The sequence below is a fragment of the Hyphomonas sp. genome (genome assembly GCF_046313975.1).
Classification (GTDB): domain Bacteria; phylum Pseudomonadota; class Alphaproteobacteria; order Caulobacterales; family Hyphomonadaceae; genus Hyphomonas.
On sequence record NZ_JBKBXB010000031.1, the window covers coordinates 22102 to 37526 of the forward strand.

Sequence of the window (15425 nt, forward strand, 5' to 3'; positions counted from 1 at the left end):
GCCCGGCGGAATCATAAGGAACACAGCATGGCGCGGCGCAGTTTCATTTGCGGGACAGGCAGTTACCTTCCGGAGCGCGTGCTCACGAATGACGAATTGTCGGAAATGGTGGAAACCTCCGACGCGTGGATCCAGGAACGCACAGGTATCCGTCAGCGCCATGTCGCAGCGGATGGCGAATTGACTTCGGACATCGCGACCGAAGCGGCGCGGCGGGCCCTGCAGGCGGCGAGCATTGATGCCTCGTCCATCGACCTGATCGTGCTGGCGACGACGACGCCGGATCGCACCTTCCCGGCGACGGCTACAGCGGTGCAGGCGAAGCTCGGCATTTCTCACGGCGCGGCGTTTGACGTGCAGGCGGTCTGCTCCGGTTTCCTCTTCGCGCTGGCTACGGCCGATTCGATGCTGAAACAGGGCCTGTTCAAGCGCGCGCTGGTGATCGGCGCAGAGACCTTCACGCGCATCATCGACTGGTCGGACCGGGGCACCTGCGTGCTGTTCGGCGATGGCGGCGGCGCGGTCGTGCTGGAAGTCCGCGAGGGCGAGTTCGCTGCCGATGAAGGCATCATCACGCATCATATCCGCACCGACGGCACGAAATCCGACCTGCTCTATGTCGATGGCGGCGTCAGCTCCACCGGCACGATCGGCCATGTCCGCATGGAAGGAAACCGCGTATTCAAGCATGCGGTCGCCAATATCTCCGCCGCCATCGAAGCGGTGCTGGAAGAGACCGGCCTGACGTCGGACAACATCGACTGGTTCGTGCCCCACCAGGCCAACAAGCGCATCCTCGACGGCGTGGCGAAGAAACTGAACATCCCGGAGGAGAAGGTGGTCATCACGGTTGACCGCCACGCCAACACGTCGGCCGCCTCGATTCCGCTGGCGCTCGACCATGCCGTGCGCACCGGGCGTGCCAAGCCGGGCGATCTGATTCTGTCGGAAGCGATGGGCGGCGGCTTCTCATGGGGCGCCAGCCTGTTCAGACTGTAATCCCCCGAAGGCCAGATTCCGCTAACGCCGGCGCTAGGAATTCGTTAAGATACCGGGCTTAGGCTTTAATCTAAGGGGAAAAGGCCAATGAGCAACGACAGCGAAACCGTCACCCGGGCTGAAGTTACCGAAGCCATCGTGCGCGAAGTCGGCGTGACCCGCCAGGAATCGGCAGACCTGCTCGACCGCACACTCGAGCTGATCGGCGCCGCCCTCGAACAGGAAAACGAAGTGAAGCTCGCCCGTTTCGGCAACTTCGTCGTGCGCTCCAAATCCGCCCGCGAAGGGCGCAATCCCAAGACCGGTGAGGAAGCCCCGATTGCGGCCCGCCGGGTCGTCACCTTCCGTCCGTCGCCGATGCTCAAGGCGCTCGTCGGCAAGGACTGAACCCAGACAGGATGCCTGTATGACCGCTCTCAAGTCCCGGATCGAAAAGTCTTCGGCAGCCTTCCGGTCGATTGGTGAAGCGGCAAGCGAGCTGGGGCTCGAGACGCATGTGCTGCGCTATTGGGAGACGCGATTCCCGAAGGACGTGCGCCCGGTGAAGCGTCCCGACGGCCGGCGCATGTTCCGCCCGGAAGACATGGACGCCCTGCGCGCCATCCGCGCGCTGGTTCATGAGCGCGGCATGACGCTGAAGGGCGCGAAAACGATCCTCGCGGAGCAGGGCATCGAGGCGGTGCTGAACGGTAGCGTCAAGCTCGGCGCCGTCGAACCACCAACAAGCCCCGCGCGGGAACTTCAGGAGAGTGTCGCGCGGGCTTTCGGTGCGCTGGAAGCCTCGGGCGATGCTCCCCGCAAGGAGCGTCTCGAAGGCGCGCTGCGCGAACTCAGCGACATCAAGAGCCGCATCGACGCGCTGCGCGCGCGCCGGGTCGCCTGAACCTGATTTTCGGGGTGAAATGGTCGGAGCGGCGGGATTCGAACCCACGACCCCTAGTCCCCCAGACTAGTGCGCTAACCGGGCTGCGCCACGCTCCGACCGAACGCGCTGTATAGGCAAAGCCTCCTGCGCCTGCAACCGGGATAATCCCGCGCTCTGCAGGGCCTGTCAGGCCGGGTTTTCCCCCAGTACGCCGTAGCGAAGGGCCCGCGCATCCCACAAGGCATTGTGGGCAACCGCGCCGTCCAGGTCGTCCGGCCAGGGCGGGGCGTGGATGAGGCGCAGGGTGAGGTTGGGGATCAGGATCATCTGGCCGGGCGAGACGATCAGGCATTGCATGAAATGCGAGATGTCCTCAGGCCAGTCGGCGATCACGACCGGTGCGGGATCGCCTTGCAGGAACTGGCGCAGGCGTGCCGCAAACTGGCCGCGGGGTAGGACTTCCGGTGTCGCCTCCGGCAGGTCGATCAGCGGCATGACATGTGCCGCGACCCAGGGGTGGAGGCTGAGGCGCTCCAGTTCCTCGCGCGGACGGGCGAGATAGAGTTCCCGACCGGTCTCGGCGGCGAGCGCGAGACTGATCAGCTCGCCGCCGAACCCGTTGAACTCGCAGTCGAGGAAATAGAGCACGGGCCCCTATTCCTTGCGCTGCAGGTCCAGGCTTTCTGTCTTGCCGACCGTGGCCAGCGCAAAGGCATATTCGGTCGCCACTTCCTTCAGGCCCTCGAAACGGCCCGAGGCGCCGCCATGGCCGGCATCCATGTTGATGCGCAGGAAGTAGGGACCGGCCTCCGGCGCTTCATGGCGCAGCTTGGCGGCCCATTTGGCAGGCTCCCAGTAGGTGACGCGCGGATCGGTGACGCCGCCGGTGATCAGCATGGCGGGATAGTCCATCTTCGTCACCTGGTCATACGGGCTGTAGGCGAGGATCTGGTCATACGCCGTTTCGTCCGTGAGCGGATTGCCCCATTCCGGCCACTCCGGCGGCGTGAGCGGCAGGCTCTCGTCCGACATCGTGTTGAGCACATCGACAAAAGGCACAGCGGCAATGATGCCGCCGAACAGGCCGGGGTCCATGTTCGCCGCGGCGCCCATCAAGAGACCGCCGGCCGAGCCGCCGTGGCCGACAATGTGGCCGCGCTTCGTGTAGCCCTGATCGACAAGGTATTGCCCGGCGGCGACAAAATCCTTGAACGTGTTCGTCTTCTTGTCGAGCTTGCCGTCAAGGTACCACTGATAGCCCTTCTCCATGCCGCCGCGGATATGGGCGATGGCGTAGATGAAGCCGCGGTCGACGAGGCTGAGGCGGCCGGTGCGGAAGTCCGCCGGCATCGAGATGCCGTAAGAGCCGTAGCCATAGAGCAGCACCGGCGCGGTGCCGTCGACCGGCGTATCCTTGTGGCGCAGCAGCGTGACCGGCACCAGCGCGCCGTCCCATGACGGGGCCATGATGCGCTCGGCCACATAGTCTGCCGGATTGTGACCCGAGGGCACTTCGCGTGTCTTGCGCAGCGTTTTCTCTCGGGTGTTCAAATCGTAGTCGAACACCTGGTCGGGCGTTGTCGGCGAAGCATAGTCGAAGCGCAGGATTGGCACGTCATAGGTATAGCCGCTGTCGAGGCCGAGGCTGTAGGCGGCTTCGTCAAAGCTGATCGAATGCGAGCTGCCATCGGTGCGCGCGCGGATGACGATGCGGGGCAGGGCATTCTCGCGCTCCATGATGGCGAGATAGTCCTTCTGCGCACTGACGCCGAGCAGCAAAGTGCCGGGGCGGTGCGGGATGACATCCTGCCACGCTTCGCGCGAGTTGGCGTTCATGGGCGCCTTCACCAGCTTGAAATCGACCGCGCCGCCGGCGTTGGTGACCATATAGAATGCACCATCCCAGTGTGTGACGGAATATTCCGTATCCGTCTCGCGCGGGGCAATCAGGCGGAGTGTGGGGTTCATTTCATCCGACGGGAACCAGTAGACTTCCGAAGTGGTGTGGCCACCGGCGGAGACGAAGATCACCTCGTCACTCTCACTGGTGCCAAGCCCCACGAAGAACCCGGGGTCTTTTTCCTCGTAGATCAGCGTATCTTCGCCGGTCTCGATGTTGCGCTGGTAGACCGCATCCGGGCGGCTGTTGGTGTCGCGGTGCACCCAGAAGATCGCCTTGCCGGTCTTGCTCCATTCGAAGGCACCGTAGGCATTCTCGATCACGGTGGGCGTCAGCTCGCCGGTCTCGATGTTCTTTACACGGATCGTGTAGAATTCGCTGCCTTTCAGGTCGGTCGCGTAGGCGACATATTTGTGATCGGGCGAGACTTCGATATCGTTGAAGGCGAAATAGTCCTGATCCTTGCCCAGTTCGTCACCGTCCAGCAGGATCGTTTCCGGTGCGGTGTCGTCGAAAGCCTGCGCAGCGGGGCGGCGGGCATAGATCGCGTACTCGCCGCCTTCGCGGAAGCGAGTGTAATAGGCCCAGTCTCCATCGATGGAGGGCAGCGAGGTGTCATCTTCCTTGATGCGTCCACGCATCTCTGCAAACAGTTCCTCGCGCAGAGCGGTGGTCGGGTCTTCCAGCACCGCTTTCGTGAAGGCATTCTCGGCCTCGAGATAGGCGCGGATGTCGGCATTCAGCAGCGACGGGTCGCGCATCACCTCCTGCCAGTTTTCATCCTTCAGCCAGTGATAGGGATCGTTCCGCGTGCGCCCGAGCTGCGTGATCTCATGGCTGACACGGGCGGCAACAGGCGGAGCAGGCGGCGGTGCTGCGACGAGGGAAGTTTCGGCAGTGTTGTCAGTCATCATGCATCCGGAAATGAGGGATGTGGCGGCGGCGAGGCCGGCGAGGTGAAGTGCGAAACGCATGGGGCGATCCTTTATCGATTATCGCGACATTGGAACGCGCCGTGCGGCCTGTCCAGACCTATTCCTTCGGGCGGAAATCCAGCACGGCGCCATTGATACACCAGCGCTGGCCCGTCGGTTGAGGGCCGTCGTCGAACACATGGCCCATGTGCAGGCCGCACACGCCGCAATGCACTTCGACGCGCGGATAGACGAGCTTGTAGTCCGTGCTGGTGCCGATATCGGCCATATCGACCGGCTGCCAGAAGCTCGGCCAGCCGCTGCCGGAATCATACTTGGTTTCGGACGACCAGAGCGGCGTACCGCAGCCCTTGCAATGGTACATGCCGACGCGCTTTTCGTCATTGTAGTTGCCGGGCGTGAAGGCGCGCTCGGTGCCGTCCTTCACCCCGACACGGTAGGCTTCGGGATCGAGGAGGGCGCGCCACTCTTCGTCGGTGCGCTTGGGAATACGGGGTGTGGGCATGAAAGTCTCCGGACGGCTCGGCTCCGCCCGAATATAGGGTCGCCCTGCCGGTTCAGGAAGCCGCAATGGAAACGGCCGCACCGGATGGGTCCGGAGCGGCCGCGGCAAATTGACAGGAGGGCCGGATCAGCCGTAGAGCACGGTGATCGATTCCGCGACGAGGGCGGGGCGGTCCTTGCCTTCGATTTCGACGGTGGCTTCCATCTTCATCTGTTTGCCGCCGGATTTCGCTTCAACGGAGAGACATTTCTGGCGCAGGCGGACCTTGGAGCCGACCGGCACCATGTTGGTGAAGCGCACCTTGTCGGAGCCATAGTTGATGCCGCGGGTGACACCTTCGACACGCAGCACTTCAGCGCCGAGCATCGGCAGAAGCGACAGCGTCAGGAAGCCATGCGCGATCGGGCCGCCCATCAGCTTGGTGGCTTTCTCGACATCGACGTGGATCCACTGATGGTCGCCCGTCGCTTCGGCAAACATGTTGACGCGGTTCTGGTCGATCGTGTGCCAGTCGGACACGCCGACTTCCTGTCCGGCGAGGGATTCAAGGTCGGCATAGGCAATCTTGCGGGGGTTGGCCATCGGTTCCTCCATTAGGGCTTTGGCCTGTTCTGGCGCGGCGGGGCGCCCGGCGCAAGGCTTACGATAGGGCAAGGCGGGCAGTTGACGCCACCGCCGGTGCCCGCAAGGGTGGGGACAGAACCGGTGTGCTGAATGAGTGAACCCGCCAGACCCCGACTGATCCCGGCGCCCGGCACACCCGGTCATGCGCGGCTCGTCTATTGGGGTTTCCTGCTAGGCCTCGTCCTGCCGGGCATGAATTTCATCGCCGCCGGCCTCGCTGCACTCGCCCGCAAGCGGGCAGATACATTGACGGCGGCCCACTACCACAACCAGCTCAGCCTCTTCACCAGGAGCGTGGTGTATGTGCTGACGGGCCTCGTCTTTACATATTTCCTGTTTGGTGTGGTGATCATCATGGCCGTGATCATCTGGTATATCCTCCGTATCCGGAAGGGACTGCAGGCGCTGAAAGCGGGTGAGCCGCCGGTAAATCCTGAAAGCTGGACGTTCTGATCCCGGTCAGAGAATGAAGCTTGCCCAGTAGCGCAGCCGGATACGAAGGCGGTGGCGCAGTGTGACGCCGTAGCGTGTGATGACCTCTTCCGCAAACGGCGTGTTGCTCAGCACGCGCCAGTAGGCGCCGGCCCAGGGATGCCAGACGCGCGGGGTCCAGGGTTTGTCGCTCGTGATGTAGTGGATGATCGCGGGTTCGCGGAACGGCGCCCAGAGCTGGCGCAGCGGATCGGACATTCGCAGGTAGCGCTGCACGTTCCAGGCGAGGTTCAGCGGTTTCCAGCGGTTCCAGAAGGTGACATTGAGCGCGTCCTGATCGAGGAAGTCGAGATCGAAATTCCTGTCGATCAGGAATTGCAGGCAGGAGGACAGGTCGCGTGTCCGGCGCACGGCATCGAGATCGATCACCAGGACGCCGGCATTGAAGTAGAGTTCCTCACGCGCCGGTGGCAGGCCGAACCGGTTCTGCAGGGCAGAGGGCGTCTGGTAGACATCGGCCACGGCGCCAATCGGCTGGCCACCCAGATCGGCATGCCAGAGCGGCGTGAGATCGTGACCGATCACCAGATCGGAATCGAGATAGATGACGCGCGACCAGTCTGCCGGTGCAAATCGTTCCAGTCCGAGCCGGAACAGGGAGACGCGGTTGATGTATCCCTTCTCCTGCATGGCAGGCATATCGGCTGGTGTCACTTCGACCCAGAGAAAGACGTGCCCCGGCGCGACGCTTTCGACCTTGCGCCGATAGTCTGCATCGATCCCGTCATGCAGGCAGAGTATGCGCGCCGACCCTGGCGGCAGGTATCTGACTGCGGATGCAATCACGACTGCCGCGTGCGCGGCATAGGCCCGGTCGAAGGCCATCGCGAGGTTTATAAGGTCTGTGCGAGGCGCAGCTGACGCCTCCTGAACCCACCCTGCGGCGGGAAGGGTATCTGAGCCTGCTTCACTCATGCTGCGCGATCTTGCGACCACAACTCCCAAGGGCACTCTACCCGGACTGGCTAGCCGAGCATGCTGTCCAGCGCCAACAGGAATCTCTCCACATCCGTATCAGAAGTGAATAAATGCGGCGTAATCCGCAGGCGATTGCCCCGTTTTGAGGCATAAATCTGCTCCGCCCGCAGGCGCTGGATCAGGTCTGATGGGGCGCTATCGGGCAGGAGGGCGCCGAGATAATGCGGACCGCGGCCGGTTTCGGGGCCGACTTGCAGGCCGCGGGCATTCAGGGCTTCGGCGAGGGCCCGGTTCCTGTGGGCCAGTGTGGTCTCGATCCGGTCAACGCCCCAGCCGAGGATCAGCTCAATCGAGGCCCTGAAGGCAGGAAGCAGCGCGAAGTTCGACCGTTCCCCCATATCGTAACGCTCCGCCCCCGGAGCATAGCGGTCCGTATAGTCGATCAGCCGGGAGAAATCCTCGGCGCCCGCGCGGGTGATCCAGTTTTCTTCAAGCGGGCGGCCTTCGCGGCGGTGTGGGGCGGCGTAAAGGAAGCCAGTGGCGTAAGGCCCGAGCAGCCACTTGTAGCCGGCGGCAACCATGAAATCCGGCTGCACCTCTTTCACATCAAAGCGCATCGCGCCGCAACTCTGCGTCAGGTCGAGCACCAGCGCGGCACCAACCTCGCGGCAGCGCGCGCCGATGGCAGCAAGGTCGATCCGTGCGCCATCCGTCCAGCGCACTTGCGGGCAGGCGACGAGGCCGGTGTCCGCGGCGATGGCATCGAGCAGCGCCTCGGAGAGGGACTGGTTGCCTCGCGCGGAGATCGTCCGGATTTCAGCGCCGGTTTCTGCCGCGAGCCTGCGCCAGGTGTAGACGTTTGACGGAAACTGGTCTTCCAGCAGCAGGATTTTCTGGCCGCGTGCGACGGTCAGGTTCTGCGCCGCGACAGCGAGACCATAGCTGACAGACGGTACGAGGGCGATGCCGGCTTCGTCCGCGCCGATCAGCCGGGCGAGAAGCGGGCGCAGCTGGCGCGTATCCTCGAAAAAGTCCGCATCCGGAATAGTCCAGGGCCTGAGCTTGCGCGCGAGGCCGCGTTGTCCCGCCTCGAAGGCGGCCTTCGGCAGTGGCCCCATCGTTGCGACATTTAGGAAGGTGACATCCTCCGGAATGTCGAACAGGTGGCGCTGGTTCGGGATCAGGCTCATGCGCTTACCGGCGCTCCGGCGAGACCCGCGAGATAACGATAGGAGGCCTTGGGCGTGCGCTTCAGCGTGGCATAGTCGACATGGACGATCCCGAAACGCGGCCCATATCCCATCGCCCATTCGAAATTATCCAGCATCGACCAGACGAGATAACCGCGCACATCTGCCCCTGCCGCACGCGCTTCGACAACCGCGCCGAGATACCTGTCGAGATAGGAGACGCGCCCTGCATCGTTGACCACACCTTTCGCATCCGGCTCGACACTGTCGGCCATGCCGTTTTCGGTGACGTAGATCGGCAGGCGGTAGCGTTGCGAGGTCTCGATCAGGATGTCGCGGAAGGCGGACGGCGCGACATGCCAGCCCATCAGCGTTTTCTCCGCGCCTTCCGGCGGGTCCATGTTGCGGAAGCCGAACGCATTGGCGCGGGCAGAGGCATAAGTCGGCGAATAGTGATTGAGGCCCAGCCAGTCGAGCGGCGCATAGATCGCCTCTTCATCGCTGGGGCGGATGCGGGCGCCCATCCAGTCGCGCGTGATCGGATCATATTTGCCGAGGAGGACCGGGTCGGCGGTGGCGCGGTTCATCGCAGCGTCCATCTTGCGGGCGGCTTCGCGGTCTTCGTCCGTATCGGTGGCGGGAAGGGCGGGTTGCAGGTTCGGCACTGTGCCGAGCTTTGCGCCTGATGGCAGGTCTGCGCGCAGGCGGCGGATGGCGGCGCCGTGCGAGAGGTTCACATGATGCACGGCATCGAGCCAGGCCTCCCGGTCGCGGATGCCGGGGGCATGTACGCCGGCACCATAGCCGAGCATGGTGAACATGTTGGGCTCGTTGAAGGTGGCCCATGTGCGGATCCGGTCGCCAAGGCGTTTGGCGAGCACACCCGCATAGTCCGCAAACAGAGGAACGATCTCGCGGTTCGTCCAGCCGAGGCCGGCCTTGTGCAGTGCCAGAGGCAGGTCCCAATGATAGAGGCAGAGCCAGGGTTCAACGCCGTTCTTCAGGAGTTCGTCCGTGAGCCTGTCATAGAAGTCGAGCCCGGCCTCATTCGGCGTGCCGCGCCCTTCCGCCAGCACGCGGCTCCATGAGACAGAGAAGCGATAGGCACGGAAGTTGGCGGCCTTCATCAGGGCGACATCTTCCGCATACCGATGATAATGGTCGCAGGCGACGTTGCCGGTGTCGCCGTTCTTCACCCGGCCGGGCTCGGCGCTGAACGCATCCCAGATGCTGAGCCCGCGCCCGCCTTCCTGGTAGCCGCCCTCTATCTGATAGGACGCAGTTGATGCGCCCCAGACAAAGTCCTCCGGAAAATCACTGCGGCTGACCATTTGCTTCCTCCCGGTATCTGCCGGGATGTTGCGATGGCCGGCGCCGCGCTGCAAGCCCGCCTAGACGATCCGGCTGTCCTTGTTGCCCCAGTAGCGGTCACGGATGAGGCGTTTGTAGAGCTTGCCAGTGGGATGGCGGGGGAGTTCGGGGTCGAAGTCGATGCTCTTGGGGCATTTGATCTTAGAGAGGTTTGCCGCGCAGAAGGCCATCAGTTCAGCCGCAAGTTCTTCCGAGGGCGCAACGCCCGGCATAGGCTGGACGACCGCCTTCACCGCTTCGCCAAAGTCTTCATCCGGCACGCCGATCACTGCCACATCTGCGACCTTCGGATGCGTGATCAGGATGTTCTCGGTTTCCTGCGGGTAGATGTTCACACCGCCGGAGATGATCATGAAGGCCTTGCGGTCGGTGAGATAGAGGAAGCCTTCCGCATCCACCTTGCCGACATCGCCAAGCGATGACCAGTCGGGGTGTTTCGGGTTCAGTGCGGCTTTGTTCTTGTCCGGGGCATTGTGATAGTTCGGCGGCGTGGTGCCTCCGAAATAGACCTGGCCTTCTTCGCCGACCGGAACTTCATCGCCGTCTTCGTTGCAGATGTGCAGCTCGCCGAGCACCGGCCGGCCGACGGTGCCCTTGTGTGCGAGCCAGTCGGGGCTTTTCACCCAGGTCATGCCATTGCCTTCGGAGCCGGCATAATACTCATCGATCACCGGGCCCCACCAGGCGATCATCTGTTCCTTCACCGGAATGGGGCAGGGCGCGGCGGCGTGAATTGCGAACTTCAGGCTGGAGACATCATAGGATTTGCGCACGTCTTCCGGCAGCTTCAGCATCTTCACGAACATCGTCGGCACGAGCTGCGAGTGCGTGACCTTGTACTTCTGCACGAGCCGCAGATAGTCCTCCGGATCGAACTTCTCCATCACGATAAGCGTGGCGCCGATGCGCGTGAAGGCCATGCACCAGCGCAGCGGCGCGGCGTGGTAGAGCGGCGCGGGTGAGAGGTACACGGACTGATCCGTCGCGCCGGACATGACGCGGGCGATCTGGATCAGCGCGTTGTCGCCGTCGATGGGCGTACCGCGCTCCAGCGGCGGGCGGATGCCCTTTGGGCGGCCCGTGGTGCCGGAGGAGTAGAGCATGTCCGTGCCGGCCATCTCGTCGGCAATCGGGGTTGCTGGGAAGCCGGCGACATGGCGCTCCATCTCCGTGAAGCCGTCAATCGCACCGTCGATGGACCAGTTGTCCTTGAGGCCGGTCGCCGCTTTCACTTCCTTCGCAATGCTGCCTTTCGAGGCACTGGCGATCAGGAGTTTCGCGCCCGAATCCTCGATGATGTAGGTCACTTCCGGCGCGGTGAGGCGCGAGGAGACAGCCACATAATAGAGGCCTGCGCGCTGGGCGGCCCAGCAGATTTCGAAATAGCGCGGCGAGTTTTCCGCGAAGATCGCAATCGTATCGCCGGGCGCGCATCCGGCAGCGCGCAGCGCATGCGCGATCTGGTTGGAGCGGTCATCGAGTTGTTTGAAGGTGATGACTTCGCCTGAACCGGCCATGATGATGGCCGGCGTATCGGGCCGGGATTTTGAGTGATGGCAGGGATGCATGGGGTTCCTCCGGAATTTTTTAAACTGTGGATCAGGGCTCTTGCGGCCCGTTGAACATGCGGGCGAAGAAGTCGTCCTTCTTCCAGAGCGGGCGCGTGTCGGCATTTGCGAGCGCCAGCGCGATGCGGGCATTGAGTTCGGCGAAGCGGGCGCCGGACTCGAAGTTGATCGGTTTGGTCATGTCATCGGACGGGCGGTGATAATTGTTTGCGAGGTGTTCAGCATGAGCTGCTTCACCGCCATTCGCAAAGCCGGGTTCCAGATAAACGGACGGGATGCTGGCCTCGACGAAGCGGAAATGGTCCGAGCGCGTGAAGTAGCCCTGATCCGGTTTCGGATCGGGGCTGAGGGTGACGCCCATTTCTGCGGCGGCAGATTCGACATGTGGCGCGATGGTGGAGCGCGGTGCGCCATAGACAATGATGTCGGTGAACTCATGCGTCAGGATCGGCATATCGAGATTGACGTTGGCAACGAGTGTTCCGCTGACGGAGGGGTTCATCGCGAAGTATTGCGCGCCGAGCAGGCCTTTTTCCTCCGCCGTCAGCGCAAGGAACACGACCGAGCGCTTCATCGGCGGGCCGTTCTTCAGCATCCGCGCAGCATCCAGCATCGTGGCGATACCGGCCGCATTGTCGAGCGCGCCATTGTTGATGCTGTCCTCGCCGACAGTCGGCGTGATGCCGATATGGTCGAGATGCGCTGTGATGACGATGACCTCGTTCTTGAGCACGGGGTCCGTGCCTTCGATCATGCCGACAACATTGGAGGAGAAGACCGAGTCCAGATTGGAGCGCTGTGAGATCGAGATGCTTGCCGGCAGGTCAAAGCCCTGCACAGCGCCGCCGTCTGCTTCGGCAGCGGCCTGCACGGCGTCCCAGTCCATCGGCGCGCCTGCGAACAGGGGCGCGGCAGCTTCAACCGGGACGTAGGCGAACGCGCGGATATTCGGCGCGGCGGAATAGGGCGTGCCATCCGCTTTCAGCCAGGCGAGCGAGGCGCTGGTCAAAACGCCGCTCGAGAGGATGCGCTGGAAGGGATAGACGGTTTTCGACGTTGGCGTTTCGAGCTGGACGACGCCGATGGCGCCGCGTTCGGAAATGTTGCGCATCTTGCGCGAGCCGTAGGTCGCGCGCTCTTCCGACTGGATGCCTTTTGGCGTGCCGGCGAGCACGACGGCGATCTTGCCGTTCAGGTCCAGCCCCGCGAAATCGTCACGGCCCAGATCCGGAGCGACGATGCCGAAGCCGACGAATACGGCTTGCCCCTGCACTGCTGTTTCTGCGCCCTGCAGCGAGCCGGTGATGGCAACGTTGAGGTTTTCGGTGAAGGGCAAGAGCGTACCGCTTGCATCCCGTGCTTCAAAGCTGTGTCCGGTTTCGGCGCGGACGGAGCGCAGGAATTCGATCGGCTGATACCAGGTGGCGTCCGTTCCGGCGGGCTTCAGGCCGATCTTTTCGAACTCGGCGGCGACATATTCCGCCGCGAGATCAAAGCCGGGCGTCCCGGCTTCGCGGCCTTCCAGATCGTCGGAGGCGAGATAGGCCATATGCACCTCGATTGCCGCGGCATCGGGCGGCGGAAGCTCTGCCGGAGCCTGGGCTTCGGGCGCGCAGGCGGCGAGCAGGGCGGCGGCAAGCGGCAGGAGGGCGAGGCGAAGGTCACGCATGATCAGGTTCCGGGCGGAATTGGGATGGACGTCCCACTTCTATCGCCCCGCGCCGCCCTGTCCACGACTGACGCAACGGGAACGGCTACAGCACTCTCAGCCAGTAGGCCATCGGGTGGGGAAGGTCCGGGCCGCCGGGCTCGACGGGCCATGAAAAGCTTGTCGTGATGCCGGGCAGCTTGGTGTAGCCGCGCTTCGTCCAGAACGTGTCGAGCGGGCTGTAGCCTTCCGGGCGGCGGGGGTCGTCTGCCGGGCGCTCGACTGCGCAGAAGCAGGCGCGGTGGTAGCCGCGCTGGCGGGCATGGGCTTCGCGTGCATCGAAGAATACATGGCCTAGGCCGCTGCCCCGGAACTGTGGCAACAGGACGGACTCGCCGAAATAAAAAGTGGTGGCGAGGTCATACCCCGCCCTGGCGAGCGGGGCGGCAAATTCGCCGTGATGGCCGGTCAGGGAGGAGCCGGTGGCGCAGCCGATGATGCGGCTATCATCTGTTTCGGCGGCGATGATGAAACTGTCCGGCGCTAGGGCAAGGTCGCGCAGATAGCGCTGCTCATAGCTTTCCGTGCCTGCATAGAGATACGGGAAGGCCCGGAACACCTCGGTGCGCAGGGCCGCGAGCGCGGGAAGGGCGCGTTCGAGATCCTCGCCGGTGAGCGCGCGGGTTTTCACGAGACCTGGCGGATCCATTCCTTGAGGTTGTAGTAAGTGGTGACGCGCGTGATCTCGCCATCCTGCACATCGAAAAATGCGCCAGCGGGCAGGCGGTAAGTCTGGCCGCGCGCTTCCGGCAGGCCGGGATCGGTTTTCTTGTAGGTGCCGTTGACGATGAACTCTGCTGCCGCGCGTGTTCCGTCTGCGGACGGCATCACCACGATATCGGACAGCTGCTCGTCATAGCAGTCGCCCATATGCGCGAGGAATTCGGCAAAAGCCGCGCGTCCGCCGCGCTTGTCGCCTTCATTGACGAAATGGTTGATCTGTTCGGACACGCAGGCCGCCATGCCGGTCCAGTCCTTCGCGTTGAAGGCGGCGTAGTAGCGGCTGACGAGATCGGTTGTGGTTGTCATTTCGGGAGTCCTGGCTGGCCTGCTTCTTCGGGATGGGCTGTTACATACGCCTTCTTCAGCTCAATGGAACGGTTGTGGAGGCCGTCGGGGCTCCAGCCCGGGGCATTCATCGCGCGGCCGATCCAGCGCCATGGGCGCAGGCCATCCTTTGAACAATCCCTGAGCAATCCGCCCAGTTCGTGGAAGGCGAGGATGAAGGGATTGTAGGTGCCGACCGGTTTGACAATTCCGTAGACGGGTTTGTCGCGGTCCAGTTCCGGCACGAAGCTGCCGAACATCTTGTCCCAGATGATGAACACGCCGGCATAGTTGGCATCGAGGTATCGCGGGTTGGTCGCGTGATGGACCCGGTGATGGGACGGCGTGTTCATCACCGCTTCGAACCAGCGGGGCATTCTGTCCACCGCCTCGGTGTGAATCCAGAACTGGTAGATCAGGTTCAGCCCGCCGATCAGGGCGATGACGTAAGGATGAAAGCCGATCCAGACCATCGGCAGGCCGAGCAGGATAAGCCCTGTGAACGGGCCGAACCAGGGTTGGCGCAGGGCGGTGGTCAGGTTGTAATGCTCGGAGGAATGGTGGGTGACGTGTTCCATCCAGAACCAGCGCATGCGGTGCGCAAAGCGGTGCTTCCAGTAATAGACGAGATCGTAGAGCACAAAGCCGAGCGCGAAGGTCCACCAAGTGAGTGGGATGGTGGCGATCCTGTAGGGCCAGGCGAGCATCATCATCCAGAGGGCGATGGTGCCCGTGAGTGTGTTGACGATGACATTGCCGATGCCCATCGCCATCGAGGCGAAGGCGTCTTTGATCTCGTAGCGCCCCTTGGCGCGGCCGGTCCTGACCGCCCACCATTCGAGGGCGACCGAGGCGACGAAAAACGGCGCGGCCAGCGCGGTGACATCGGGGAACGAGGTGAACTCCATGGCCCAGCGCTAGCGAAAAATGACGGGCCCGTCACCCCCGCCCCTCACTCCGGCCATGCCGCCCCGGCAGCGCTTGACGGACGTCGGGGAAGGGGCACCTTCTCGGGTCAGGCATATCAAGGAGGATCCGCCCATGGCCCGGCCCAAGGAATTCAAGGAAATCATTCTCGACATCGAGGACGGCATCGCCACGCTGACCCTCCATCGCCCGAATAACATGAACGCGTTTACCGGCGTGATGATGCTGGAGATGATCGAGGCGTTCGACATCACTGACAAGGACGACAATGTAAAGGTTGTCATCGTCACCGGACACGGCGACCGTGCCTTCTGCGCCGGAGCGGACCTTTCGGCGGGCGCCAAGACCTTCGACTATGACGCGCGCGCTGCCGGCG

At 63.3% G+C, this 15425-nt stretch carries 17 protein-coding genes and 1 tRNA gene; 5 read left to right on the forward strand and 13 right to left on the reverse strand.

The genetic code is table 11. From position 1 onward, the window contains the following. Positions 1-27: 27 nt before the first annotated feature. The 3 genes from ACK4TE_RS11505 to ACK4TE_RS11515 all read left to right on the forward strand — a co-directional run bounded on the left by ACK4TE_RS11505 (position 28) and on the right by ACK4TE_RS11515 (position 1882). Positions 28-999 carry a beta-ketoacyl-ACP synthase III gene (locus tag ACK4TE_RS11505; protein WP_409911659.1) on the forward strand — a complete coding sequence of 324 codons (972 nt, stop codon included), beginning with the start codon at positions 28-30 and terminating at the stop codon, positions 997-999. A gap of 87 nt (positions 1000-1086) precedes the next feature. After that, positions 1087-1386: an integration host factor subunit alpha gene (locus ACK4TE_RS11510; RefSeq protein ID WP_409911660.1), complete on the forward strand. Its 300-nt coding sequence runs from the start codon at positions 1087-1089 to the stop codon at positions 1384-1386. 19 nt (positions 1387-1405) lie between these two features. Continuing rightward, entirely contained in the window at positions 1406-1882 is a 477-nt protein-coding gene (locus tag ACK4TE_RS11515) for a MerR family transcriptional regulator (protein ID WP_409911661.1), read from the forward strand. 20 nt (positions 1883-1902) lie between these two features. On the opposite strand, the gene ACK4TE_RS11520 is transcribed toward ACK4TE_RS11515, so the two are convergent. The 5 genes from ACK4TE_RS11520 to ACK4TE_RS11540 all read right to left on the reverse strand — a co-directional run bounded on the left by ACK4TE_RS11520 (position 1903) and on the right by ACK4TE_RS11540 (position 5786). Beyond that, positions 1903-1980, reverse strand: a tRNA-Pro gene (locus ACK4TE_RS11520). Positions 1981-2050: 70 nt separating this feature from the next. Further along, positions 2051-2512 (reverse strand): hypothetical protein, encoded by a 462-nt coding sequence (locus ACK4TE_RS11525; RefSeq protein ID WP_409911662.1) that lies wholly within the window; start codon positions 2510-2512, stop codon positions 2051-2053. Positions 2513-2518: 6 nt separating this feature from the next. Then, on the reverse strand, positions 2519-4678 hold the full coding sequence (locus ACK4TE_RS11530) for a S9 family peptidase (RefSeq protein WP_409911676.1): 2160 nt from the start codon (positions 4676-4678) through the stop codon (positions 2519-2521). 118 nt (positions 4679-4796) lie between these two features. After that, positions 4797-5204, reverse strand: coding sequence for a peptide-methionine (R)-S-oxide reductase MsrB (gene msrB, locus ACK4TE_RS11535; RefSeq protein ID WP_409911663.1), 408 nt, complete (start codon positions 5202-5204; stop codon positions 4797-4799). Positions 5205-5330: 126 nt separating this feature from the next. Then, positions 5331-5786, reverse strand: coding sequence for a MaoC family dehydratase (locus ACK4TE_RS11540; RefSeq protein WP_409911664.1), 456 nt, complete (start codon positions 5784-5786; stop codon positions 5331-5333). Between the two features lie 132 nt (positions 5787-5918). On the opposite strand from ACK4TE_RS11540, the gene ACK4TE_RS11545 reads away from it, so the two are divergent. Further along, positions 5919-6281, forward strand: a complete 363-nt coding sequence (locus tag ACK4TE_RS11545) for a hypothetical protein (RefSeq protein ID WP_409911665.1) — start codon at positions 5919-5921, stop codon at positions 6279-6281. Positions 6282-6287: 6 nt separating this feature from the next. Here ACK4TE_RS11545 and ACK4TE_RS11550 read toward each other — a convergent pair whose 3' ends face one another. The 8 genes from ACK4TE_RS11550 to ACK4TE_RS11585 form a co-directional block, all read right to left on the reverse strand. Then, positions 6288-7145: a glycosyltransferase family 8 protein gene (locus ACK4TE_RS11550; RefSeq protein WP_409911666.1), complete on the reverse strand. Its 858-nt coding sequence runs from the start codon at positions 7143-7145 to the stop codon at positions 6288-6290. A 140-nt stretch (positions 7146-7285) separates the two neighbouring features. Continuing rightward, complete coding sequence (locus ACK4TE_RS11555) at positions 7286-8428, reverse strand: aminotransferase class V-fold PLP-dependent enzyme (protein ID WP_409911667.1); 1143 nt, start codon at positions 8426-8428, stop codon at positions 7286-7288. Further along, positions 8425-9759, reverse strand: coding sequence for a GH1 family beta-glucosidase (locus ACK4TE_RS11560; RefSeq protein WP_409911668.1), 1335 nt, complete (start codon positions 9757-9759; stop codon positions 8425-8427). The genes ACK4TE_RS11555 and ACK4TE_RS11560 overlap by 4 nt, the downstream gene beginning before the upstream one ends. Before the next feature lie 60 nt (positions 9760-9819). After that, positions 9820-11367: an acyl-CoA synthetase gene (locus ACK4TE_RS11565; RefSeq protein WP_409911669.1), complete on the reverse strand. Its 1548-nt coding sequence runs from the start codon at positions 11365-11367 to the stop codon at positions 9820-9822. 31 nt (positions 11368-11398) lie between these two features. Then, positions 11399-13036: a M28 family metallopeptidase gene (locus ACK4TE_RS11570; protein ID WP_409911670.1), complete on the reverse strand. Its 1638-nt coding sequence runs from the start codon at positions 13034-13036 to the stop codon at positions 11399-11401. Positions 13037-13121: 85 nt separating this feature from the next. Beyond that, on the reverse strand, positions 13122-13706 hold the full coding sequence (locus ACK4TE_RS11575; protein ID WP_409911671.1) for an N-acetyltransferase family protein: 585 nt from the start codon (positions 13704-13706) through the stop codon (positions 13122-13124). Continuing rightward, positions 13703-14104, reverse strand: coding sequence for a ketosteroid isomerase-related protein (locus tag ACK4TE_RS11580; protein WP_409911672.1), 402 nt, complete (start codon positions 14102-14104; stop codon positions 13703-13705). The genes ACK4TE_RS11575 and ACK4TE_RS11580 overlap by 4 nt, the downstream gene beginning before the upstream one ends. Further along, on the reverse strand, positions 14101-15030 hold the full coding sequence (locus tag ACK4TE_RS11585) for a sterol desaturase family protein (protein WP_409911673.1): 930 nt from the start codon (positions 15028-15030) through the stop codon (positions 14101-14103). Before ACK4TE_RS11585 ends, ACK4TE_RS11580 begins: the two co-directional genes overlap by 4 nt. 133 nt (positions 15031-15163) lie before the next feature. Between ACK4TE_RS11585 and ACK4TE_RS11590 the strand changes: the two genes are divergently transcribed. Beyond that, positions 15164-15425, forward strand: a 262-nt coding sequence (locus tag ACK4TE_RS11590; protein ID WP_409911674.1) for an enoyl-CoA hydratase-related protein, incomplete at its 3' end; no start/stop codon positions are given.

What these genes read in the sequence shown, in the direction of transcription:
- ACK4TE_RS11505 (WP_409911659.1), top strand. Translation starts at nt 28, where the DNA reads ATGGCGCGGCGCAGTTTCATTTGCGGGACAGGCAGTTACCTTCCGGAG.
- ACK4TE_RS11510 (WP_409911660.1), top strand. Translation starts at nt 1,087, where the DNA reads ATGAGCAACGACAGCGAAACCGTCACCCGGGCTGAAGTTACCGAAGCC.
- ACK4TE_RS11515 (WP_409911661.1), top strand. Translation starts at nt 1,406, where the DNA reads ATGACCGCTCTCAAGTCCCGGATCGAAAAGTCTTCGGCAGCCTTCCGG.
- ACK4TE_RS11530 (WP_409911676.1), bottom strand. Translation starts at nt 4,678, where the DNA reads ATGATGACTGACAACACTGCCGAAACTTCCCTCGTCGCAGCACCGCCG.
- msrB (WP_409911663.1), bottom strand. Translation starts at nt 5,204, where the DNA reads ATGCCCACACCCCGTATTCCCAAGCGCACCGACGAAGAGTGGCGCGCC.
- ACK4TE_RS11540 (WP_409911664.1), bottom strand. Translation starts at nt 5,786, where the DNA reads ATGGCCAACCCCCGCAAGATTGCCTATGCCGACCTTGAATCCCTCGCC.
- ACK4TE_RS11545 (WP_409911665.1), top strand. Translation starts at nt 5,919, where the DNA reads ATGAGTGAACCCGCCAGACCCCGACTGATCCCGGCGCCCGGCACACCC.
- ACK4TE_RS11550 (WP_409911666.1), bottom strand. Translation starts at nt 7,145, where the DNA reads ATGGCCTTCGACCGGGCCTATGCCGCGCACGCGGCAGTCGTGATTGCA.
- ACK4TE_RS11555 (WP_409911667.1), bottom strand. Translation starts at nt 8,428, where the DNA reads ATGAGCCTGATCCCGAACCAGCGCCACCTGTTCGACATTCCGGAGGAT.
- ACK4TE_RS11560 (WP_409911668.1), bottom strand. Translation starts at nt 9,759, where the DNA reads ATGGTCAGCCGCAGTGATTTTCCGGAGGACTTTGTCTGGGGCGCATCA.
- ACK4TE_RS11565 (WP_409911669.1), bottom strand. Translation starts at nt 11,367, where the DNA reads ATGCATCCCTGCCATCACTCAAAATCCCGGCCCGATACGCCGGCCATC.
- ACK4TE_RS11570 (WP_409911670.1), bottom strand. Translation starts at nt 13,036, where the DNA reads ATGCGTGACCTTCGCCTCGCCCTCCTGCCGCTTGCCGCCGCCCTGCTC.
- ACK4TE_RS11580 (WP_409911672.1), bottom strand. Translation starts at nt 14,104, where the DNA reads ATGACAACCACAACCGATCTCGTCAGCCGCTACTACGCCGCCTTCAAC.
- ACK4TE_RS11585 (WP_409911673.1), bottom strand. Translation starts at nt 15,030, where the DNA reads ATGGAGTTCACCTCGTTCCCCGATGTCACCGCGCTGGCCGCGCCGTTT.